This window comes from Chryseobacterium sp. JV274 (assembly GCF_903969135.1).
Classification (GTDB): Bacteria; Bacteroidota; Bacteroidia; order Flavobacteriales; family Weeksellaceae; genus Chryseobacterium.
The window spans coordinates 2,117,163-2,138,448 of record NZ_LR824569.1 but is presented as its reverse complement, the minus strand read 5'-3'; the positions used below and the strand labels follow the sequence as shown (position 1 = coordinate 2,138,448).

General features: G+C 36.6%; 20 protein-coding genes. 5 read left to right on the top strand and 15 right to left on the bottom strand.

The features are described from left to right. Positions 1-51 precede the first annotated feature (51 nt). From CHRYMOREF3P_RS09960 to folK, 4 genes are all read right to left on the bottom strand, one after another. On the bottom strand, positions 52-1,491 hold the full coding sequence (locus CHRYMOREF3P_RS09960; protein ID WP_077419069.1) for an OmpA family protein: 1,440 nt from the start codon (positions 1,489-1,491) through the stop codon (positions 52-54). A gap of 210 nt (positions 1,492-1,701) precedes the next feature. Further along, a complete protein-coding gene (locus CHRYMOREF3P_RS09955) occupies positions 1,702-3,228 on the bottom strand; it encodes an OmpA family protein (RefSeq protein WP_077419070.1) in 1,527 nt (508 codons plus the stop codon). Positions 3,229-3,278: 50 nt separating this feature from the next. Next, on the bottom strand, positions 3,279-4,394 hold the full coding sequence (locus tag CHRYMOREF3P_RS09950; RefSeq protein ID WP_077419071.1) for a flagellar motor protein MotB: 1,116 nt from the start codon (positions 4,392-4,394) through the stop codon (positions 3,279-3,281). A 17-nt stretch (positions 4,395-4,411) separates the two neighbouring features. After that, on the bottom strand, positions 4,412-4,828 hold the full coding sequence (folK, locus tag CHRYMOREF3P_RS09945; protein WP_077419072.1) for a 2-amino-4-hydroxy-6-hydroxymethyldihydropteridine diphosphokinase: 417 nt from the start codon (positions 4,826-4,828) through the stop codon (positions 4,412-4,414). Between the two features lie 20 nt (positions 4,829-4,848). Between folK and sppA the strand changes: the two genes are divergently transcribed. Next, on the top strand, positions 4,849-6,606 hold the full coding sequence (sppA, locus tag CHRYMOREF3P_RS09940; protein WP_180564520.1) for a signal peptide peptidase SppA: 1,758 nt from the start codon (positions 4,849-4,851) through the stop codon (positions 6,604-6,606). A 76-nt stretch (positions 6,607-6,682) separates the two neighbouring features. Here sppA and CHRYMOREF3P_RS09935 read toward each other — a convergent pair whose 3' ends face one another. From CHRYMOREF3P_RS09935 to rpmB, 6 genes are all read right to left on the bottom strand, one after another. After that, entirely contained in the window at positions 6,683-6,943 is a 261-nt protein-coding gene (locus CHRYMOREF3P_RS09935; protein WP_077419074.1) for a GlsB/YeaQ/YmgE family stress response membrane protein, read from the bottom strand. A 71-nt stretch (positions 6,944-7,014) separates the two neighbouring features. Then, positions 7,015-7,968, bottom strand: a complete 954-nt coding sequence (gene ftsY, locus CHRYMOREF3P_RS09930; protein ID WP_047386493.1) for a signal recognition particle-docking protein FtsY — start codon at positions 7,966-7,968, stop codon at positions 7,015-7,017. Positions 7,969-7,983: 15 nt separating this feature from the next. Beyond that, positions 7,984-8,451 (bottom strand): RidA family protein, encoded by a 468-nt coding sequence (locus CHRYMOREF3P_RS09925; RefSeq protein ID WP_077419075.1) that lies wholly within the window; start codon positions 8,449-8,451, stop codon positions 7,984-7,986. Positions 8,452-8,540: 89 nt separating this feature from the next. Next, complete coding sequence (locus CHRYMOREF3P_RS09920) at positions 8,541-8,693, bottom strand: DUF4295 domain-containing protein (RefSeq protein ID WP_073175385.1); 153 nt, start codon at positions 8,691-8,693, stop codon at positions 8,541-8,543. 20 nt (positions 8,694-8,713) lie between these two features. Next, positions 8,714-8,896, bottom strand: a complete 183-nt coding sequence (gene rpmG, locus CHRYMOREF3P_RS09915) for a 50S ribosomal protein L33 (RefSeq protein ID WP_027373683.1) — start codon at positions 8,894-8,896, stop codon at positions 8,714-8,716. A gap of 6 nt (positions 8,897-8,902) precedes the next feature. Further along, the gene (gene rpmB, locus CHRYMOREF3P_RS09910; RefSeq protein ID WP_002976757.1) at positions 8,903-9,145 is read right to left on the bottom strand and encodes a 50S ribosomal protein L28; all 243 of its coding nucleotides are present in this window, start codon (positions 9,143-9,145) and stop codon (positions 8,903-8,905) included. Positions 9,146-9,388: 243 nt separating this feature from the next. Here rpmB and CHRYMOREF3P_RS09905 point away from each other — a divergent pair, with 243 nt between their 5' ends. Next, complete coding sequence (locus tag CHRYMOREF3P_RS09905; protein ID WP_232538999.1) at positions 9,389-11,098, top strand: T9SS type A sorting domain-containing protein; 1,710 nt, start codon at positions 9,389-9,391, stop codon at positions 11,096-11,098. A gap of 98 nt (positions 11,099-11,196) precedes the next feature. Here CHRYMOREF3P_RS09905 and lnt read toward each other — a convergent pair whose 3' ends face one another. Then, the gene (gene lnt / locus CHRYMOREF3P_RS09900; protein WP_077419076.1) at positions 11,197-12,831 is read right to left on the bottom strand and encodes an apolipoprotein N-acyltransferase; all 1,635 of its coding nucleotides are present in this window, start codon (positions 12,829-12,831) and stop codon (positions 11,197-11,199) included. Between the two features lie 56 nt (positions 12,832-12,887). Between lnt and CHRYMOREF3P_RS09895 the strand changes: the two genes are divergently transcribed. Then, a complete protein-coding gene (locus CHRYMOREF3P_RS09895; protein WP_077419077.1) occupies positions 12,888-13,301 on the top strand; it encodes a VanZ family protein in 414 nt (137 codons plus the stop codon). On the opposite strand, the gene proC is transcribed toward CHRYMOREF3P_RS09895, so the two are convergent. The 4 genes from proC to CHRYMOREF3P_RS09875 form a co-directional block, all read right to left on the bottom strand. Beyond that, the gene (proC, locus tag CHRYMOREF3P_RS09890) at positions 13,291-14,094 is read right to left on the bottom strand and encodes a pyrroline-5-carboxylate reductase (RefSeq protein WP_077419365.1); all 804 of its coding nucleotides are present in this window, start codon (positions 14,092-14,094) and stop codon (positions 13,291-13,293) included. The two genes, CHRYMOREF3P_RS09895 and proC, sit on opposite strands and share 11 nt — an antisense overlap. 320 nt (positions 14,095-14,414) lie before the next feature. After that, positions 14,415-15,428: a UDP-N-acetylmuramate dehydrogenase gene (murB, locus tag CHRYMOREF3P_RS09885; protein ID WP_180564519.1), complete on the bottom strand. Its 1,014-nt coding sequence runs from the start codon at positions 15,426-15,428 to the stop codon at positions 14,415-14,417. A 3-nt stretch (positions 15,429-15,431) separates the two neighbouring features. Continuing rightward, positions 15,432-15,917, bottom strand: coding sequence for a hypothetical protein (locus tag CHRYMOREF3P_RS09880; protein ID WP_180564518.1), 486 nt, complete (start codon positions 15,915-15,917; stop codon positions 15,432-15,434). A gap of 10 nt (positions 15,918-15,927) precedes the next feature. After that, positions 15,928-17,133, bottom strand: coding sequence for a pyridoxal phosphate-dependent aminotransferase (locus CHRYMOREF3P_RS09875; RefSeq protein WP_077419080.1), 1,206 nt, complete (start codon positions 17,131-17,133; stop codon positions 15,928-15,930). 226 nt (positions 17,134-17,359) lie between these two features. Here CHRYMOREF3P_RS09875 and CHRYMOREF3P_RS09870 point away from each other — a divergent pair, with 226 nt between their 5' ends. Then, positions 17,360-19,951 (top strand): fibronectin type III domain-containing protein, encoded by a 2,592-nt coding sequence (locus tag CHRYMOREF3P_RS09870; RefSeq protein WP_077419081.1) that lies wholly within the window; start codon positions 17,360-17,362, stop codon positions 19,949-19,951. A gap of 143 nt (positions 19,952-20,094) precedes the next feature. Next, positions 20,095-21,279, top strand: a complete 1,185-nt coding sequence (locus CHRYMOREF3P_RS09865; RefSeq protein WP_077419082.1) for a hypothetical protein — start codon at positions 20,095-20,097, stop codon at positions 21,277-21,279. Positions 21,280-21,286 lie beyond the last annotated feature (7 nt).

The following is a 21,286-nucleotide window of genomic DNA, read 5'->3' as shown; positions in this document are numbered from 1 at the left end:
GACAAAAAAAGTCACGCCTGGCGTGACTTTCATATAATATAAATAAGTTTATTATTTAGCTTCGAAGTATACTCTTCTGTTGGCTCTGTTTTTCCATTCAGGGCACTTTGTTGCTGGTTCACACTCAGGGTATTTAAGGTCTTTTTCACCTTTTCCTACTGCCTGTAATTTACCAGTTTGAACACCGTTTTTGATCAGATAGTTCTTAACGTTGTTTGCTCTTCTTTCAGATAGTTTTTGGTTGTAAGCATCAGTACCTCTTGTATCAGTAGCTCCGATTACACTATAAGAACCATTTGAAGAATTAATATAGTTTACAGCATTATTTAAGATTGGAGTGTTTGAAGGTAAAATTCTGTCAGAATTTAAATCAAATTCGATTCCTTCCAATTTAGTTTCTGTTTCTACTACAGGTCCTGTTGTTGCTACAGGACATCCATTGTTTTCAACAGGTCCAGGAACCGTTACACACTTGTCGTAAAGGTCAATTACACCATCAAGGTCAGTATCAAGCGCAACTCCGGCACCGTCCACTCTTGCTCCTGCAGGAGTGTCAAGCTGTCTGTCCCAATCGTCACATACCCCATCGTTATCAGCATCTCCTTTTTTACATACTTCGATATCCTGGTTTTTATTAGCCAGTACATCCAGTTTGTAATAGATTTCCTGAAGTGGGTCATGCCACATTAGATGAGACTCATGTTTTCCTAATTTTACAGAAAGACCTAAAGTTGCATTGAAGAAGTTGTCAGAAACCTGCTCAGAACGTTTGTTGATAGCACTGTAAGCATCACCGCCACCATCAAATTCGTCATCACCGGTTACCACATACATTAATCTACCTTCAATATCAATTCTTCTGTTCACTTTAAATTTCAGACCTGTACCAGCCTGCATGAACATAGAACCTAATTGGAAAGGTTTTACTTCTGTCATCAATGCCTGCTTTCCGTTACCTGCTTTCTGGTATGCTCTATAGGCAATAGTACCAATACCTGCATATCCATGAAGAGCCCATCTGTAAGGAGAATGATTATCAACTCTTCTTAATAAATTAGAAAAGTTAATGTCTCCTAAGATAGAGATCGCATCATACTGAGTTCTTGCTCCTACTGCTGTTGCATCTGGTGCTGCATTTTTAGTGTTGAACCATCCTTGTCTGGTTTCACCTTTGTCATACTGTAAATTGATTCCGAAAGCATGTGTAATTGCTTTGTCAATACTTAGATAGGCTGAATATCCAAAAAGGTTCTTACCGTTACCATTTTTGATTGAAGTCAAATCTGCTGACTGAAGAAGTGGAACTCCAACCCCTGCAGAGATAGACCAATCGTTAAATCTTTTAGATTGACTGGTGAATGGGGAAACATTAGCAGATCCCGAAGAAAATGTATTAGGATATTCTCCTTTTGAAACTGCCGTTGAGTCTTGTGCATAAGTGGCAGAAGGAATTGCCAAAGCAAATGCTACAATTGCTAAACTTAATTTCATAGTGTTATTTTTTTAAGTTAAGTTATTTTAAATGATTTTTTACGCCAAAAAGCGGTTTTATGTTATTTTTTTTCAAATCAAACTAGTTGATTTTTAATGTGTTTCATACCGTTGTCCTGAAAATAATGATAAAGGTATGTAAAATAATTCGTAGTAAAAAAAAAATAAACCGAAAAGAGTAATTCTTTTCGGTTTTGTGTATTATGAAAATTATTTCTTCTTTTTCTTAGCAGGTACTTTTTTTACTGCTTTTTTTACAGGCGCATCTTCATAGTCTTTCTTTTTGATAGAATCCCATTCTGATGTTTCTACAAATCTTACCGTAACTTTTCTATCCGCCATTCTTTCAGCATCAGAAGCTGATGCAGGGATAGTAGCTTCTGCAGAGCCTACTCCTCTTGATTTCAGTACATTTTCATTGATACCTCTGGTTTCCAGAGCTCCTACAACAGCAGCTGCTCTTTCTTTAGACAGTCTTAAGTTGTAAGCTGCATTTCCTTTGATATCAGTATGTCCTGTCAATAGATAGTTACCTCCGTTTTCCTTAATAATTGAAGCAGCCAGGTCTAGTTTTTCATTAGATTCAGGTCTGATAGTCGCTTTATTAAAATTGAAATAAATATCTTTAAGGGTTTTCTCTACTTCTACAGCAGTCTCCTTGTTGTCTTTTTTGATAGGACATCCATTGTTTTCAACAGGTCCAGGAACCGTTACACATTTGTCGTAAAGATCAATTACGCCATCCAGGTCAACATCAAGAGCAACTCCGGCACCATCTACTCTTGCTCCTGCAGGAGTGTCAAGCTGTCTGTCCCAATCGTCACATACCCCATCGTTATCAGCATCTCCTTTTTTACATACTTCGATATCCTGGTTTTTATTAGCCAATACATCCAGTTTGTAATAGATTTCCTGAAGTGGGTCATGCCACATTAGGTGAGACTCATGTTTTCCTAATTTGAAAGTAAGACCTAAAGTTGCATTGAAGAAGTTGTCAGAAACCTGCTCAGAACGCTTGTTGATAGCACTGTAAGCATCACCGCCACCATCAAATTCGTCATCACCGGTTACTACATACATTAATCTACCTTCAATATCAATTCTTCTGTTCACTTTAAACTTCAGACCTGTACCAGCCTGCATGAACATAGAACCTAACTGGAAAGGTTTAATTTCAGTCATCAATGTCTGTTTGTTATTCCCGTCTTTCTGGTATGCTCTGTAGGCAATAGTACCAATACCTGCATATCCATGAAGAGCCCATCTGTAAGGAGAATGGTTATCAACTCTTCTTAATAAATTAGAAAAGTTAATGTCTCCTAAGATAGAGATCGCATCATACTGAGTTCTTGCTCCTACTGCTGTTGCATCTGGTGCTGCGTTTTTAGTATTGAACCATCCTTGTCTGGTTTCACCTTTGTCATATTGTAGATTGATTCCGAAAGCATGTGTAATTGCTTTATCAATACTTACATAGGCTGAATATCCAAAAAGGTTTTTACCGTTACCATTTTTGATAGAGGTTAAATCTGCTGACTGAAGAAGTGGAACTCCAGCTCCTACTGAAACAGACCAATCGTTAAATCTCTTAGACTGGTTCGTGAATGGAGCAACATTGGCAGATCCCGAAGAAAATGTATTTGGGTATTTTCCACCTGAATCAGCAGTTGAGTCTTGTGCATAAGTGGCAGAAGGAATTGCCAAAGCAAATGCTACAATTGCTAAACTTAATTTCATCGTGTATTATTATTTGATTTCTTTTGAAAAAGAATTTTTAGATTTATTAATTATTTGATTGGACATCCGTTATTTTCAACAGGTCCTGGTACAGTTACACACTTGTCATAAAGGTCAATAACTCCGTCAAGATCCATGTCTAAAGCAACTCCGGCACCATCTACTCTTGCTCCTGCAGGAGTGTCAAGCTGTCTGTCCCAATCATCACATACTCCATCATTATCAGCATCTCCTTTTTCGCAAACAACAAGATCTGTTGATGCATTTTCAAGAACACTTGTTCTGTAGTAAGCTTCCTGAAGTGGGTCATGCCATGCAAGGTGAGATAACTGCTTTCCTAATTTGAAAGATACTCCTAAACTTACTGTCCAGGCATTATCTGATCTTCTAGGGTTTAGCATGTTATATTTTGAACCTGGTGTGGAAGGATCATAGTCATTAGGATCAGCCCATCCGCCACCATCAAATTCATCATCACCACTGATGATATACATGGTTCTTGCTTCAACATCAATAAGTTTTGAAACATTATATTTTATTCCTAGACCTCCCTGATAAAAGATAGAATTGATATCGATATCTTGTTTAATGAATAAAGGGGCTCTTCTTGGAGTATTACTCCATCTGAACTCATCATTATCATGTAATGACGTTCTGAATCCCTGAACTCCAATTCCCATATATCCATGGAATGCCCATCTGTAAGGGGAGTGGTTGTCTACTCTTCTGAATAAGTTCGAGAAGTTGATATCTCCTAATAAAGAGATGTTGTCAAACTGTGTTGTTGCAGTTGCTACTCCTGATTTTACTCCTGCAGCACCGGGAAGCTGTGCTGTCTGTTTCGTTTCTCCTCTCATATACATTACGCTTAGAGCGAATGCATGTGTGATTTGTTTGTCTACGCTTACATAGGCATTGTACCCCCAATTGGTCTTATCCTTACGGATAGATTTTAAATCGGAGTGAACCATAAATGCAGGACCACCTCCGACAGAAATAGACCAGTCTCTAAAGCGTCTGGCTTTATTGTCGAAAGTTTGTACATTAGCGGAGCCTGAGGAGAATGTATTAGGATACTCTGTGGAAGAGTTTACTGTAGTGCTGCTGTTCTGTGCGAAAGCTGCAATTGGCAATGTCGTAGCCAATAATAATAAACCTAATTTCATACAATATGTTTTATGTTTTAAATAAAATCTTTTAATAATACTCTGGAAAAATCCCTTTCAAAAAGATGCTTTTTATGAGGGATTTCTAATCTTTCTGATTGAAAATTTAATTCATTATACTTAATGATATCAATGTCTATTATCCTGTCAGTATAGCCTCCAGATACTTTTGAATCATTAATTCTTCCCATCTCAACTTCTATATTCTTAATACAATCAAGCAGTTGAATTGGTGAAAGAGGTGTGAATATTATTGCTGCAATATTACAAAAAATATTGGAACTGGCAAATTCTACAGGCTCAGACATTAAATATTCGCTGGTTTGTGAAATGTTATTTCCAGCATCTTTTAACCTCTTTAATGCAAGCTCTACATTTTTTTTTTGCTCTCCTAAGTTACTTCCTAGTAACAAAACGACCTTATGCTGCGACATATTAGAAAATTGATTGATTTATGAGAAGTTTCTTTAAAAATGTTTTGGCAAATATAGTGGCAATTGTCATACTTTGCGCTTTATTTTTCATCTTTTTCATCATGATGCTTGTGTTCAGTTCTATGGGAAATGATAAGTCGGTGGCGGTGAAAAAGAACTCGGTTCTTACGATTAATTTAAAAACAAATATAATCGATAGTCCTACTGAAGAGCAGATGGGATTGTTTGGTATAGGCGCCCAAAATAAAAGTGTCCTTTTATATGATGCACTGGAAGCTATTAATAAGGCTAAAACCGATGATAATATTAAAGGGATCAGTATTGAGGCAGATGATCTGAATGCAGGTCTGACTCAGATTGATGATCTTAGAAATGCTATTGAAGATTTTAAGAAGAGCGGAAAATTTGTGTATGCTTACGGAAACGGAGTGTCGCAATCAGCTTACTATTTAGGATCGGTAGCAGATAAATATTATCTTCATCCGGCAGGTGGTATTGAATTGAAAGGTCTTTCTACTGAAGTTACTTTCTTTAAGGATTTTGCTGATAAATACGGTATTGGAATTGAAGTGATTCGTCACGGTAAATTCAAATCTGCGGTAGAACCTTTTTTAAGGAATGATATTTCTCCGGAAAATAAAGAGCAGCTAAGCACTCTTCTGAATGACCTTTGGAAAAATACGTCCAACAAAATGGCAGCTTCAAGAAAAATTGATACCGCTCAGTTCAGAACAATTACAGATAGCTTATATGGAATGATTCCTGAACAAAGTTTAAAATATAAACTTGCAGATAAACTTATTCAGAAATCAGAATATGAAGATCTTCTTAAGACGAAGTTAAGTGTAAAAGATAAGGAAAAGCTTAATAAAATTTCTTTGACAAACTATATCAGTTCTTATGCTGATGAAGATAAATCTGGTGAAAAGATTGCTGTACTGTACGCTTCAGGATCTATTAACAATGGAGATGAGTATAACGATATTCATTCTGAGAAATATGTGAAGTATATTAAAAAACTTCAGGAAGATGATAAAGTGAAAGCAGTTGTTTTCAGAATCAACTCTCCTGGGGGAAGTGCCAATGCTTCGGATGAAATCTTATTTGAATTGCAGCAGCTGAAAAAGAAAAAGCCATTGGTGGTTTCTTTTGGTGATTATGCGGCTTCAGGAGGATATTATGTTGCCATGGCAGCTGATAAAATTTATTCAGAGCCTAATACACTTACCGGTTCTATCGGAGTATTTGGGGTAATGCCTTATTATAAAGATATTGCAAGCAAAAACGGAATCCGTGCGGATATTGTAGCTACCAATGCCAACTCTATGTATTATTCAGGCTTAAACGGAGTTACGCCTTATGGAGTAAATATGATGACGAGAAGTGTAGAAGGTACTTATAAGAGATTTGTACATTTTGTAACTCAGAACAGAAAGAAAACTTTTGAGCAGATTGACAATATAGGTGGTGGTAGAGTATGGAGTGGAGTTCGTGCCAAAGAGATTGGCTTAGTAGATGAGCTGGGTACTTTGAATGATGCGGTGAAATTTGCTGCACAAAAAGCAGGATTAAAATCTTATCAAATAGATGCTTTCCCTAAGAGAATGTCACCATTTGAACAAATCTTTAAAGATCTGAATGAAGAAGATGTTTCTGCCAGAATCATTAAAAATAAGATTGGTAAATCCAACTATGAGATTCTACAGCAGATTACAGATAAAAAACTACAGTCTGAGGTGAAAATGGAAATGCCTTATCAGATCAGAATCAACAACTAAACTAAATTTTATATTGTATACAAAAATCCCGGATCTGAAATTTCAGATCCGGGATTTTATTTTTTATAAATACTTATCAGCTTTTCTTGGTAGCCATCCCATAAATCCATAGGATAATTAAAGCTCCTCCGATTGAAAGAATCCAGCTTCTTGGATTCCAGAATGAAGAAACATCTCCCCAGTGTAGAACGTAAACTCCTATAGCTCCTCCTACAAAAGCTCCCAGAATCCCCAGGATAATAGTGATTAGCCATCCTCCTCCCTGACTTCCTGGCATGATCATTTTAGCGATTGCACCTGCAATAAGACCGAATAAAATCCATGTTAGTATTCCCATAGTTGCAAATTTTTTTAATTGTTAATATTTAAAATTGATTGTTGCTAATATAAGGGAAAACATGATATAAATCATCTTTTCTTGAAGAATGAGTCTACAAATTCCGTACCATTAAAAAGCTGCAAATCCTGCATTTTTTCGCCTACACCAATATATTTAACCGGAATCTGGAACTGGTCAGAGATGCCAATTACAACACCTCCTTTTGCTGTTCCGTCTAGTTTTGTAACTGCTAATGCATTAACTTCCGTTGCTGCTGTAAACTGTTTTGCCTGTTCAAAGGCATTCTGTCCGGTAGAACCGTCCAGAACCAGCAGGATCTCATGAGGTGCATCAGGAATTACTTTCTGCATTACTCTTTTGATCTTGGAAAGTTCGTTCATCAGGTTGATCTTGTTATGAAGTCTTCCTGCTGTATCAATGATCACAACGTCTGCATTTTGTGCTACAGCGCTTTGTACAGTGTCAAATGCTACGGAAGCTGGATCAGAACCCATTTCCTGTTTTACGATAGGAACACCCACTCTTTCGCTCCAGATCACAAGCTGATCTACTGCAGCGGCTCTGAAGGTATCAGCAGCTCCAAGAACTACCTTTTTACCCTCTGATTTGAACTGGTGAGCCAATTTTCCTATAGTCGTTGTTTTTCCCACTCCATTTACTCCTACAACCATAATGACGTAAGGTTTTTTGGAGGTATCAATATTTCCTGTACTGGCGTGAGGATTTTCAAGCAGTAGCCCTGAAATCTCATCACGAAGAATTTTGTCAAGTTCGTTTACGCTTACATATTTGTCTCTGGCAACACGTTCTTCAATTCTTCCTATGATTTTGATAGTAGTAGAGGCGCCTACATCGGATGCAATCAGTATTTCTTCAAGATCATCAAGAACTTCATCATCTACTTTGCTTTTGCCGACTACGGCTTTTGTCATTTTTTCAAAGAATCCCTGACTGGATTTTTCCAATCCTTTGTCTAAAGTTTCTTTCTCTTCCTTTTTGAAAATATTTTTAAACCAACTCATAGTTTTAGTTTATTCTTATTTGTTTTTAATCACTGCTGTGGCTTCTACTTCTATAAGCACATCATCTCTGAAAAGCCTGCTCACTTCCACAAGGGTGCTTACAGGAGGGTTTTGAAGATTGACATACAAATCTCTGACTTTTCTGAAATCAGGTGTTTTTTTGATATCTGTGGTAAAGATTCCAAGTTTAATGATATCTTTTCCTGTTCCCCCATATTCTTTCAGGATGCTTTCGATATTTTTGAATACCTGCTGAGTCTGCTCCTCTATAGTATTTCCCACAAGGTTACCTTCCGGATCCAGAGGCACCTGTCCAGATAATAAAATCATTTTAGAACTCCCGCAGTCAATACTTACTGACTGTGACAGGCCTTTTATGCTGAAAACTTTTGGCGAACTTTTATATTCTACAGGGCTCATTGTTTTCTGACTGAATGAAAATAGAAAAATTGCTGTGCAAGCCAGAACAAGTACCTTTTTCATACTTTACTGATTATTAATCTGGTGCACAAAGATAACAAAAAAACTACCCAAAATATGAGTAGTTTTTTATATTGTAAACAAAGTACTGATTATTTTTTCAAATAACCGTCTACTTCGTCAGCATTCATTACTTTTTCTTCGAAAACGTAAGCTCCTGATTTAGAAGACTTAATCATTTTCACCACTTTTGTCATTTTCTTAGACTGACCGCTTTGTAGGGTTGCTACTACTTTCTTTGCCATGGTAAGTTATTATTTATAAATTACTTAATTTCTTTGTGAAGGGTAGATCTCTTAAGAACAGGATTGTATTTTTTCAATTCCAATCTCTCTGTAGTGTTCTTTTTATTTTTTGTAGAAATGTATCTAGACATTCCTGGCATACCGCTTTCTTTGTGCTCTGTACATTCAAGGATTACTTGAACTCTATTTCCTTTTTTTGCCATGATTTATTAATTCTTTTTAATCAATCCGTTTCTAGTAGCTCTTTCAATAGCTTCCTCGATTCCAATCTTGTTAATCACTCTCAATCCATGAGCTGATACTTTCAGTGTTACGTGCTTATCTTGCTCTGGAAGGTAAAACTTCTTCTCTAATAAGTTAATTTCAAAACGACGCTTCGTTTTGTTATTAGCGTGAGAAACGTTGTTACCAACCATTGCACGCTTTCCTGTTATTTGGCAAATTCTTGACATATCTCGATGTTCTTATTTGTATAATATTTGAGAGTGCAAAATAACGAAGAATTTTTTAGATAGACAAATCTTTTAGAAAATATTTGCAAATAAGTGACTGATTAATAATCATGAATTTTTAAAATAGTAGAATCCTTGGGATACAGCAGATATTCAGTGCTGATATATTTCATACAGGCTTTTTTTAGAGCAAAGAATTTAATATTCTATCTTTGTTTTTAATTAATCTAAATAAAAACAACTATGAAGAGGATTTATATTTTATGGTCTATGTTGCCTGTCAGTCTGATGGCTCAGAATTTTACTGAGGTACAGACCAGCATGAATAATTTTTATTATTCTGCGGCAGATATTGCTGATATAGACAACAATGGTACAATGGATATCGTGCTCAATGGAGCAATAGATTCTGATGGTGACGGAAATGTAGACAGTACTTATAATGAAGTATATCAGAACAATGGAACAACATTATTGCCTTATGCAGGATTGGGAGCTGATGTGACTCATCTTGGAGATATTAGATTTATTGATTATAATAATGACGGGCTGATGGATATTATTTCCACAGGACTCAGCTATATGGATGTTGTGAATTATAAACAGTACCGATTCAAAAATACAGGAACAGGTTTTGTAAAAGATGCTGAACTTCCCGGGAAAATTTATGGATCTGTAGAAGTTTTTGATTTTAATCACGATGGAAAATCAGATTATGCGATCAACGGAACTCAATATGCTCATGGCGGAGGTTTTGGAAACAGTTTAGACTATTATAAAAATACAGGTAATGGTTTTGATATGACAGGGAACTGGGTGGATGGAACCCAGAATGGAAGCTTTAAAGTAGTAGATCTGAATAATGATAAACTTCTGGATCTTGTGATTATCGGGTCGGATATCAATGGTGCTCCGGTTTCTAAAGTATATATGAATCAGGCAGGAGTTCTTACTCCTACGCAGGACCTTGCTCCTGTAGCGGTAGGAAAAATAGATTTTGCAGATTTCAATGCGGATGGTTTTCAGGATATTGTAGTGATTGGAAGAGATGGAAATGATGACGGATATTTTGCTGTTCTGATGAATGACGGTGCTGGCGTACTGACTCCTCAGATAATACCTGCAGGTGATATTTCTGATGTTGCATTAAGTGTTGGTGACCTTAATAATGATGGGTATTATGACTTTATCATTTCAGGAAATGAAGACTATAATGCTTTTGTGAAAACGTATATCTATGATGTTTCCAATAATAAGTTTAATGAAGGAATCTTAACGGGTATAACTGCGCTGGGAGGTCCGGGACTGATCAATCTATTTGATTTTAATAATGATCATCATCTGGATATCTTATTGGGGGGATTTGACTGGGCGGCTTCTGATCTGCCTTCACTGACTAAAGTTTTTAAAAATAATTCTACAGCTGAAAATGCGAAACCCACAGCGCCAACTCAATTGAATCTGACTAAAAGCGGAAACCGTTTTAATTTTGCATGGAGTGGGGCATCTGATGACAAAACTCCGGTGAATGCATTACGCTATGAAATTACGGTAGGATCTACACAGGGAGCTCATGATATTGCAAAATACATAGTAACGACACCATCATGGTTTCTGGACCTTGATCCGGCTATTCAGAATGTATACTGGAGTGTGAAATCTATTGATGCCTCAAAAGTATATTCCGATGCTTCTGTACAAAGTGTATTGGGAACATCCGAAATTAAATCTGTTAAACAGCTTGTCATCTATCCGAATCCTGTATCAGATAAAGTCTACATTAAAGGAGAAAAAGTTTCTGAAGCTGAAATGTATTCTATGGATGGAAAAAAACTGAATATCAGTGTGAATGGAGATCAGTCTATTGACGTGTCCCATTTACCTAAAGGAGTGTATTTATTAAAACTGAAGATAAAAAACGAAATAACCACAAGGAAGCTTACGATTAAATAATTGAATCAATTCTATCTTCTATCAATGAGAAAAGCCAGACGTCCAGCTGGCTTTTCTCTTTTTTATTCGTGAAGATTTGTGCAGTTTGTGTTTAAAAACTATGCTTTCTTTGTTTTCTTTTTGAACCATTCAATAAGGTAATAAAACAGTAAGAACCCCAATGCAAATATGGAAAACCTTGAAAGAATATCTCCTGCTCTGGTATAGAATGTCTTGGTGTCATACAGGTTTACTTTCGCAAATAAAGCGGTTTTGTCTCCATAGAAAGTATCAGCAGTCACTTCTCCTTTAGCATTGATATGCGCTGAAATTCCACTGTTTGCAGCGCGGGCAATTTCTCTTCTGGTTTCAATGGCTCTAAGTTTAGCATAAGATAAAAGCTGTTTATGTCCTTCTGTAACACCCCACCAGGAATCATTGGTCATAATAGCTAAGAAATTGGCTCCTTTTTTCACATAGTCTGTTACAAACTCACCGTAAATACTTTCATAGCAGATAATAGGTGCCAGTTTCCCTTTGTTGTACGGATTTGAAAAAGCAACTCTTTCTTTGTCTGTTCCCAAAGAAGCTACAGTTCCTCCCAGGTTGAGCATAGCATTTCCTAAAAGCGGTTTTAAAACATTCATATAAGGAAATATTTCAACACCCGGTACCAGTTTTCCTTTGTGGTAGGCCTGTACTTTCTGATTAGGCACAAGTTGAATCGCAGTATTATAACTGCTCACCCAAACCCCGCTATTAATCTGATAGGCTTCTTTAGGTAAATCGGCAGGATTATAAAAAAAACGATGTGAAGAAATTCCTGTTGCAAAAACAGATCCCGGATGATTGGCTAGAAATCCTTTGATATTATTGAGAAGTAAACTCTTTTCAAATGCTGTTTCAGAAATAGATCCTCTCCCCGGAAGAGCGGTTTCAGGAGCAATATAATAATCAATTTTACCTGTAGAGTTTTTTTCAGCAAGTGCTAATAAATCCTGCTCAATGGTCAGGCTGTCTTTTGAATATTTTTCGGCGTAAGGATCAAGATCTGGCTGCAGCATCAGAACGCTTACCTGTCCGGTTGGTTTTTCAGCAAAATTATTGTATTTGATCACTGAAATAATCATCGGAAGAATAATAAGAGCTCCAACGATAGTTGAATTTTTAATTAAATCTTTTCTCTTTCTTCCGGCTTCCCATGTTCTTACTGTGTAGAAAATCAGAACGTTAATCAGAAGAATCCAGAAACTTCCTCCGGTAGCTCCTAAAGTGTCATACCACTGGATCAGTTTTGGATAATCAGCGAATACATTCCCCAGGTTCAGCCACGGCCATGTCAACTCCCATCCTAGATGAAATTTTTCAAAACTCATCCAGATCGCGATCAGGAATCCTAATCCCCAATACGTTCCCTGAGCATTTTTATACCAGTGATAGCATTGGAATACTAAAGAATATAAAAGAGAATTGACTAATACCGGAAATACAACAGCCATCAGAGAATGGCTTCCATCAGGATTCTTTGAACCATACAGCCATCCTGTAGTTACTATGTTCCAGATCACAAAACACAGATAAGACAATCCGAAGACAATCCAGCTTTTCCTTTTGTAATCTGAAAATTTTGAAACACCATGTTCCATCATCAGAAGAGGAACAAGGGCAAAAAATATAAAAAACGGAACTCCATAAGTTGGCCATGAAACCGACAGCAGCATTGCTGAAATAAGTGTAAGTAGAACGTATTTCATTAAATTATTTTAATACACAAATTTAATGTTTTTGAAATGAATATATTAGCAGTTCAATGTTAAAGAAAATATATAAAATCATTATTGTTCCGTATACTCTGTTTCTGCTTTACCTGATGTTTTTGGGAATGGGCAGATTTCAGTATGAAGAAAATCTCCTTACTTTAGAACCTGTTTTTTCTACAATAAAATTTATCCAGGGCCCGAATAAGATGATAGATATTGTGATGATTGTTCTAGGAAATATTATCATGTTTATTCCTTTTGGGTTTTTGGGTTGGATTTTTCCTGACCTGAAAAAATTAAAACCATTGATTTTTAGCTTTATCTCATGTATCGTTATTGTTGAAGCTCTACAGTACTTTACAAGAATGGGAATCTTTGAGGTAGACGATATCATCCTGAATACATTTGGCGTGTATCTGGGATGGGAATTTTGCAGGATTTTTGAAAAAAGATTTAATTATTAAGTTCCTTGGCTCGTTTTTCGGCATTCAGAATCCCCTGTTTCAGAATTTCTTTTAAACTGCTGTCTTCAAATGTTTTTAAAGCAGCTTCTGTAGTTCCGCCTTTAGATGCTACATCGTTAATCAGTTCTTCAAGATTTTTTTCTGAGTTATTGATCAGGTGATAAGCTCCCAGCATCGTCTGCTTTACAAAAAGCTTAGAGAGATTTTCTTCAATTCCCATTTCAATGCCAGCCTTAATCATGGCATCAATGATGTAATAGAAATAAGCGGGACCACTTCCGGAAAGTGCTGTAACACCGTCTAAAAGTTCTTCTTCTTCCAGATAAACGGATCTTCCGGTGCTGTTCAGTAATCTTTCTATACTTATTAATTGAGTGAAAGAAATTCCTTCTGCAGCTGTATATCCCGTAATTCCCATTCCCAGAAGGGTAGGAGAGTTCGGCATTGCTCTTACAACAAGCGGATGGTTCAGTAATTTTTGAATTTTTTCAATATTGATTCCCGCCATGATGGATAATACCATCTGGTTTTCTTTTAAAGTAAATTGAATATTTTGGGCAACCGATTGAAAATCCTGAGGTTTTACAGCGATGATAATCAAATCAGAATCAATTTCCTTTACTTCTTCAAAGGTGGAAATTTTAGATTTGGGGAATTCTTCAGCTATTTTGGAGATTTTAGATTCATTTCTGATAATCAGATGCAGATGTTCAGGTTTGATCAGTTCGTATTTCAAAAATGATTTTGAAAAAGAAAGGCCCATATTTCCGGCTCCAAGAATAGCTATTTTCATCACGAGTTGTAATTTTTAAGCTAAAATAATGATTTTCCGGAGACTGGATGTGAATTGATTCTGAATTAATTTTGTTGGAAAACGCAAAGTCGCAAAGATTTTGAAAAACAGACTGTTTTTAAGACGCAGGAAAACCGAAGATTTTCAGCAAGCATGTAAATATTATAAAATCCTGTAGCAAAGATTATACGATATTTAATTTTATCGAAGATAAAATCTTTGCGCCTTAAAAGTTCAACATAAATTAAGGACTCTGCGCCTTCCAACAAATAGAAAAAAGCTGTACTCATCATGAATACAGCTTGTATATTTTTTTTAGATTAAATAATATTCACTTCCCGTTCAAGCTCTATTCCGAATTTTTCTTTCACAGAATTGATAATTTCAGTAGAAAAGTCAAAAATTTCTTTTCCGGTAGCATTTCCTGTTGCATTGATGATGACTAGGGATTGCAGTTTGTGTGAAGCTACATTTCCAATCTGCTTTCCTTTCCAGCCGCATTGTTCAATCAGCCATCCTGCAGGAACCTTCACCATATCACCATTAGGGTAGCTTTGAATATTTTCAAACTTTTGTTTTAAATCTTCAAATTGAATTAAAGGAATAGTCGGGTTTTTGAAAAAGCTTCCGGCATTTCCGATTTCTTTAGGATTCGGCAGTTTGCTTTGTCTTATATTGATTACTGCTCTGGAAATATCCTGAATGGTAGGATTTTCAATGCCGAGATTTTCCAGTTCAGATTTGATAGCACCATATTCTGTTTTGATAGAATGGTCTTTCCGGGTAAGTTTAAAAGTGACTTCCAGAATAACATATCTGCCTTTTCCTTCCTGTTTGAAAATAGAGTCTCTGTAACCGAACCTGCACTGTTCAAGGTTGAATGTTGTAAGTTCAAGATTTTCCAGATCCAAGACTTTGCAGCTGACAAAAATATCTTTGATTTCTGTCCCATAAGCCCCGATATTCTGCATCGGAGAAGTTCCTACATTTCCGGGAATTAAAGAAAGGTTTTCCAGCCCGCCAAAATTCTTTTGCAGGCAGTACATCACAAATTCATGCCAGTTTTCACCTGCTTTTGCGGTTACCAGTGCTTCATTTTCATTGACATTCTCTTCGGTAATTCCTTTTAAATTAAGTCTGATAGCCAGACCATCAAAATCTTTGGTAAGAAGAATGTTACTTCCTCCTCCCAAAAACAGAAGCTGAAGAGATTGGGTTTCCGAGAAAATAAGGGCCTCTTTTAATTCATCAATTGTATTGACCTCTGTAAAATAGCGGGCTTTGGCTTCAACACCGAATGTGTTATAAGGTTTTAATGAAAAATTTTCCTGCATGTTTTATTTGTATTCTTGGGGAAGAATTTTGTCTAGTTGTTCTTTAAGTTGTTGTAGCTGCTTGTAATGTAAAGTATCCACATAAGCATTCACATAGATGTGTGATTTTTTCGGAGTCCGGATCTGGAAAGTTTCATCTGTTCCGTCTGCCGATTGCTGGCTGGGAGAACTTTTTATATGATCAAGATCTACAATCCTTACCGATGAGATAAGCTGTTTCCATGTGCTGGAATTGATGGCAGACCCCCATTTTGTATGAGTTTGAGTGGCTGTCATTCCTTTTTCTGCAAAAACGGAATCTTTTGTGACTTTAATAATTCTGTAATTTCCAAGATGTCCTCCGATTTCGGATACACTGATGAAAGTAATCTCGTGCGGATTTTTGTGAGAAATAGTCTGTTCCGTTTTTTTGGAATCACAGGAAAAAAATGCCGACAGCAAAAGAATCGAAAACAGTATTTTCAGATAGAGTTTTTTTGTTGTCGGCATAGGATATATTTTACAGACTGAATTCTTCTCTGTACTTCTTTAAAGCTTCTTTAAGAATTTCAGCACTTCTTTTTAAATCTTCTTCTTTCAGAACGTAGGCAATTCTTACCTGTTTCTTTCCTAATTCCGGATCACTGTAGAATCCTCCTGCAGGAGCTACCATGATGGTTTCGTTGTTAAGAGCATATTTTTCAAGCAGCCACTGTGCAAATTTTTCAGTATCATCTACCGGAAGTTCAGCAACACAGTAGAAAGCTCCTCTTGGTTTTGGGCAGATAACTCCAGGAATAGCATTTAAAAGATCTACCAATACATTTCTTCTGTGGGTATATTCTTCTCTTACTGCTCTGATGTAAGCCCCATCATTCTGGTGTGCTGCTGTTGCTGCAATCTGTCCTAAAAGAACCGGGCTCAATCTCGCCTGTGCAAAAAGCATGGCAGCATTACGGATTTTGTTGGAACGGGTAACCATACATCCGATTCTTACTCCACACATAGAATAACGCTTGGATTCTGAATCTATGATGATACAGTTTTCACTCAGTTCAGGGAAATCAAACATTGAGATCTGCTGTTTTCCGTCATATACATATTCTCTGTATACTTCATCAGAAATGATTACGATATCATATTTCAAAGCAATGTCTGCAAGCTGCTGAAGCTCCTCACGGGTATACAGATATCCGGTAGGGTTTCCTGGGTTACAGATAATGATTGCTCTTGTTTTTTCTGTGATTTTTTTCTCGAATTCTTCAATAGGAGGCAGAGCAAAACCAGTATCAATAGTAGAAGATACCGCTACTACATTCACATCAAATGTGCTGGTGAAACCATTGTAGTTGGCATAGTAAGGCTCAGGAATAATCACTTCATCACCTTCGTCACATAAAGTAGAAATAGCAAAGTTCAGGGCTTCAGAACCTCCATTGGTAACAATGAAATTATCAGGGGTAAGATCTGAAAAACCTAATGAATGATAATATTCTGTAAGGGCTTTTCTGTATTCTATATTTCCTTCAGAAAGTGCATATTCCAATACTTTTAAATCGATGTTTTTTAAAGCATTTAAAGCTGTTTCCGGAGTTTCAATATCAGGCTGTCCAATATTAAGGTGGTATACTTTTATTCCTTTCTGTTTTGCTTGTAATGCAAAGGGAACCAGTTTTCTTACCGGCGATGGCGGCATATGCAGCGCTCTGTTTGAAATATTCGGCATTGTTCAAAAAATTTGTATGACAAAAATAGGATTTAATTTCTCAATAATAAAATTAAGAATCAATAAGAAGGTGTTTCATTAAGTTTCACACTGTATTTAAAATCTGCTTATTTTAATGATGTTTAATATTAATTTTTCATGTATTTTAAATAAAGTTTAAGATTTTAGTAAAAATAATATTTTCATATTGTTATTTTTACTAAATTTCGCCTCAAATGTGATCAAAATGGCAATAAATTTATTTTCTAGAGTGGTACCTGCTATCGCTCTCTTCTCAGCCAGTGTACTAATGGCTCAAAATTATCAAACCATGCCGATTGCTTCAGGCTTAACAGCTGATGTAATTGCAAACGGTATAGGTTCTTCAACAATTACTACAAATAATGACGTAGACGGAGTTTCTTACGCTTTTGTAGCTAAAGATTTTCAGCTGACATCCACAAGTGCTGCTATTACGTATGGTATTCCTGTTGACGGAACTGTTAATTCTGTAGTGGCGGCAACTCCCGGATTGAAGTTTCAGTTAGCAGATTTGAATGTTAACAATTCTTTGAGATTGGCTGCTGTAAATGATAACGGGACCTTGGCATTTACAACCGCCAAACCCGTTACCAAACTGTATATGCTTGCTGTAAGCGGAAGTGGTACTTCTACAGTAAGTGCAGTGGTAAATTTTACAGATGGCAGTTCGCAGACATTTTCAAGTATCAGTCTTGCAGACTGGTATAATGGATCTAATTTTGCCATCCAGGGGATAGGAAGGGTTAAAAAGCCAGGAGCTACTCCTGCAGCTGGTGATGATGTTCCTTCTCCTGAGGGCGGAACGAACCCAAGATTATATCAGATTGAACTGGCAATAGATGCCGCGAATCAGGCAAAACCAATACAAAGTGTAACGGTTACCAAAACCACTGGTTCAGGTTTACCGAATATCTTTGCTTTTTCAGCAGATGTCTATTCAGACTGTGCACCTCCCGTATTACAGGCGGTTTCTGGAATAACAGCTAATTCTGCTTTAGTTTCATGGACGGGCAATGCTGCCAGTTATGATGTATACCACAGTACTTCAAACACAACACCTGCGGGTTCAGTAACGCCTACTTATCCGGGGGTAACAGGTACAAGCACAACTATTGGTGGTCTTAATTCAAATACAACGTATTATTATTGGGTAAGAAGCAACTGTAATACTGCAACAAGCCAAAGTGTATGGTCTTTTGTTGGAACATTTAAAACAGCTTGTTCTACTTTTACGGTTCCCTATACAGAGAACTTTGATACAACAAGTACAGGCTCCAGCACTAATACGAATGCGCCAAGCTGTTGGGCATATCTTGAAAGTGCATCATTTGCAGGGTATGGATATGTAACGACATCAAATAACTATTCAGCACCCAATGCATATTACATGACTAATTCAAGTGCTACTACTGGTAGTCAAATGCTGGTTGCGCCTCCAACTGTAAACCTTTCAGATGGTACTAAACGTGTAAGATTCTATGCAAAAGCCGGAGGAAACAATTATACATTATTAGTAGGAACATTATCAAACCCTACGGATCCTGCTTCCTTTACACAAATAGGTTCTCCTATTGCTTTGACAACTACTCATACACAATATACGGTTAACATACCTGTAGGTTCTGATTTACAATTAGCATTTAAACATGGTTTAGGAGGTTCTTCACGTTCTATTTATATTGATAATATTACCGTTCAGAATATTCCTTCTTGTTTTGAACCAACTGCAGTTACATCATCAAATGTAGCAGCGAACACAGCAACGATCGGTTGGACGGAACCATCTCCAGTTCCTGCAGGCGGATACGAAGTTTATTACAGCACAAACAGCACTGCGCCGGATGTATCTACTGTTTTAAATGCTACAAACTCTGTAACTTCTACAACAGCTTCTGCACCGTTAAGCGGACTGCAGCCCTCTACAACATATTATGCATGGGTAAGATCCAGCTGTAGTGCATCTGATAAGAGTATCTGGAGTACTTCTACATCATTTACAACTCTTTGTGTACCAATAACTACACTGCCTTGGAGTGAAAATTTTGATGCAATGGCAACTATAGGTTCTGCAATCATTCCGAACTGCTGGACACAAACTCCGGGAGGAAGTTCATCTACTTATAACTTTACCTCAGCAAATGCTTCTCAGCAGGCTTATAATGATCCTAAATCTGCTCCGAATTATGTAACGATCTATTATCCATATAGCAATGCTGCTTATTTATGGACACCTACATTTACTTTAACTGCAGGAAGTTCGTATGATTTTACATTCTACTGGGTAGGAGATGGCTATTCAGGTTGGCAGAATGAAGTATTGGTAAACAACGGACAAACAGCGACTGGAGCAACTAGCTTATCAACATTTATTACGGCTGATCAAACAGCTGCAGGGGGAGGTAATAGTGCTAATTATACTAAAGTTACCGTTACCTATATCCCAACGGCTACTGGTGACTATTCATTTGGAATTAAAGCTTTGAATACAACAACAGATCCGTACTATATGGGATTTGATGATTTCTCTCTTACACAGTCTAATTTAGCTACTGCTGAAACATCTGTTAAGAAAAAAGAAGTGAATGTATATCCTAACCCTTTCAAAGATGTTCTGCATGTTGCTGATATCAAAAATGTTAAATCTGTAACGGTTACAGATGTAGCAGGAAGAGTAGTGAAAACTATTGACAATCCAACTACAGAACTTCAGTTAGGTGAGTTGAATACCGGTCTTTACTTAGTGACAATGAACTTTAAAGATGGTTCAAAATCAACAGTAAAGGCAATTAAAAAATAAAATTTTTTGAGTTAATAATTTCTGTAGGCAGTTGCATTGATGTGGCTGCCTTTTTTATGATCTATTTCATAATAACTGGACAATTTATTCTTAAAAAATGTTGATGAAATTATTATACATTTGCATCGAAAACTATAACATCCATGAATAAATTTAAACTACTTTTTTTAATACCATTATTTTATTCCGAATTTTCGCAGGCTCAACGAATTGATAAAGAAACAATCAGTTTTCAGCTTTTGAAAGAACCGGTTTTTCCTACAGATCTTTCCAGCAGAAACTATACGATTACGGTAAAATCTCCTTATAATATTACTAAAGATGATGTTGTAAGACTTTCAAAAGAAGATCATCAGAAAAAGGTAGATAATTATCAGGCAAACGTTGAAAATGCCAAGTACGAACACGGAGAAAGATTAAAGGATTATGATGCTGAAGTAAAAAAACTTCAGGAAAAGTACAAACTTGAATCTGCAGAATACAGCAAACTATCAGCGGTTGAAAAAATTGCGGCAACTAACGGAGCTCCTACACTGAGATTACCTTCAAGACCTATCCTTAATATTCCTCCGGTTCCGGTGTATCAGCAGCCAGACCTGAGAGACGCTTTAATTGTAGATAATAAGATTCTGGCTTCCCAAATGGATGTAACAGGTTTTTCAAAAGGAGGAAACTATCTTGACATTGTGATTGAAATGGAACGAACAAACTTTCAGGACAATCAAGGGAAAACTTTTGCCAATCAGCCTACAAGGATTATCGCAAAACAAGATGGAGCTGTAAAACTGGATAAGACCTATTTCTCCGATTTTTCGGAAATAGCAAGTGTTCCAACCAACGAAATTAATCTGAATGCTCAGGAAAAAAGATATCTTCAGAGAACGATAGACCGTACAAGGAATATTATCAATGAAAATTTTGGGTATCAGACCATCAATTCTACGGTGACCCTGGCCACTGTAAAGAACAAAGGAGAGTATGACGATTTGGAAAAAGCCTACATCTACGTGACAACCAATCTGAAAAAACTTCAGGCAAAGTCAGAGTATGCTCCAAACAAAATAGCGATGGAAAATATGCAGAAAGGAATTGATCTTTGGAAAAGCAGTCTGACGAAAGTGAATTACAATGATAAGAAAGCGCTTTATAACCAAAAAATCGGGGAGTATCTTTATTTTAACCTGATCAGATTGAATATCGCTTTAGGAAACTATCAGGAAGCAGAGAAATATTTAAATGAGTTACAGGAACATTTAGTAGATATTAAACTATCCTACGACGCTAATCTTGAACTGAAAAGATTAGAAGAAAAAATTTATAATAACTAACGAAAAC

What these genes read in the sequence shown, in the direction of transcription:
- CHRYMOREF3P_RS09925 (WP_077419075.1), bottom strand. Translation starts at nt 8,451, where the DNA reads ATGAAAAAGGTACTTGTTCTGGCTTGCACAGCAATTTTTCTATTTTCA.
- CHRYMOREF3P_RS09880 (WP_180564518.1), bottom strand. Translation starts at nt 15,917, where the DNA reads ATGCCGACAACAAAAAAACTCTATCTGAAAATACTGTTTTCGATTCTT.
- folK (WP_077419072.1), bottom strand. Translation starts at nt 4,828, where the DNA reads ATGTCGCAGCATAAGGTCGTTTTGTTACTAGGAAGTAACTTAGGAGAG.
- rpmG (WP_027373683.1), bottom strand. Translation starts at nt 8,896, where the DNA reads ATGGCAAAAAAAGGAAATAGAGTTCAAGTAATCCTTGAATGTACAGAG.
- CHRYMOREF3P_RS09935 (WP_077419074.1), bottom strand. Translation starts at nt 6,943, where the DNA reads ATGGGAATACTAACATGGATTTTATTCGGTCTTATTGCAGGTGCAATC.
- CHRYMOREF3P_RS09905 (WP_232538999.1), top strand. Translation starts at nt 9,389, where the DNA reads ATGAAGAGGATTTATATTTTATGGTCTATGTTGCCTGTCAGTCTGATG.
- CHRYMOREF3P_RS09895 (WP_077419077.1), top strand. Translation starts at nt 12,888, where the DNA reads ATGTTAAAGAAAATATATAAAATCATTATTGTTCCGTATACTCTGTTT.
- CHRYMOREF3P_RS09875 (WP_077419080.1), bottom strand. Translation starts at nt 17,133, where the DNA reads ATGCCGAATATTTCAAACAGAGCGCTGCATATGCCGCCATCGCCGGTA.
- lnt (WP_077419076.1), bottom strand. Translation starts at nt 12,831, where the DNA reads ATGAAATACGTTCTACTTACACTTATTTCAGCAATGCTGCTGTCGGTT.
- CHRYMOREF3P_RS09960 (WP_077419069.1), bottom strand. Translation starts at nt 1,491, where the DNA reads ATGAAATTAAGTTTAGCAATTGTAGCATTTGCTTTGGCAATTCCTTCT.
- murB (WP_180564519.1), bottom strand. Translation starts at nt 15,428, where the DNA reads ATGCAGGAAAATTTTTCATTAAAACCTTATAACACATTCGGTGTTGAA.
- proC (WP_077419365.1), bottom strand. Translation starts at nt 14,094, where the DNA reads ATGAAAATAGCTATTCTTGGAGCCGGAAATATGGGCCTTTCTTTTTCA.
- CHRYMOREF3P_RS09870 (WP_077419081.1), top strand. Translation starts at nt 17,360, where the DNA reads ATGGCAATAAATTTATTTTCTAGAGTGGTACCTGCTATCGCTCTCTTC.
- CHRYMOREF3P_RS09865 (WP_077419082.1), top strand. Translation starts at nt 20,095, where the DNA reads ATGAATAAATTTAAACTACTTTTTTTAATACCATTATTTTATTCCGAA.
- CHRYMOREF3P_RS09920 (WP_073175385.1), bottom strand. Translation starts at nt 8,693, where the DNA reads ATGGCAAAGAAAGTAGTAGCAACCCTACAAAGCGGTCAGTCTAAGAAA.
- CHRYMOREF3P_RS09955 (WP_077419070.1), bottom strand. Translation starts at nt 3,228, where the DNA reads ATGAAATTAAGTTTAGCAATTGTAGCATTTGCTTTGGCAATTCCTTCT.
- sppA (WP_180564520.1), top strand. Translation starts at nt 4,849, where the DNA reads ATGAGAAGTTTCTTTAAAAATGTTTTGGCAAATATAGTGGCAATTGTC.
- ftsY (WP_047386493.1), bottom strand. Translation starts at nt 7,968, where the DNA reads ATGAGTTGGTTTAAAAATATTTTCAAAAAGGAAGAGAAAGAAACTTTA.
- rpmB (WP_002976757.1), bottom strand. Translation starts at nt 9,145, where the DNA reads ATGTCAAGAATTTGCCAAATAACAGGAAAGCGTGCAATGGTTGGTAAC.
- CHRYMOREF3P_RS09950 (WP_077419071.1), bottom strand. Translation starts at nt 4,394, where the DNA reads ATGAAATTAGGTTTATTATTATTGGCTACGACATTGCCAATTGCAGCT.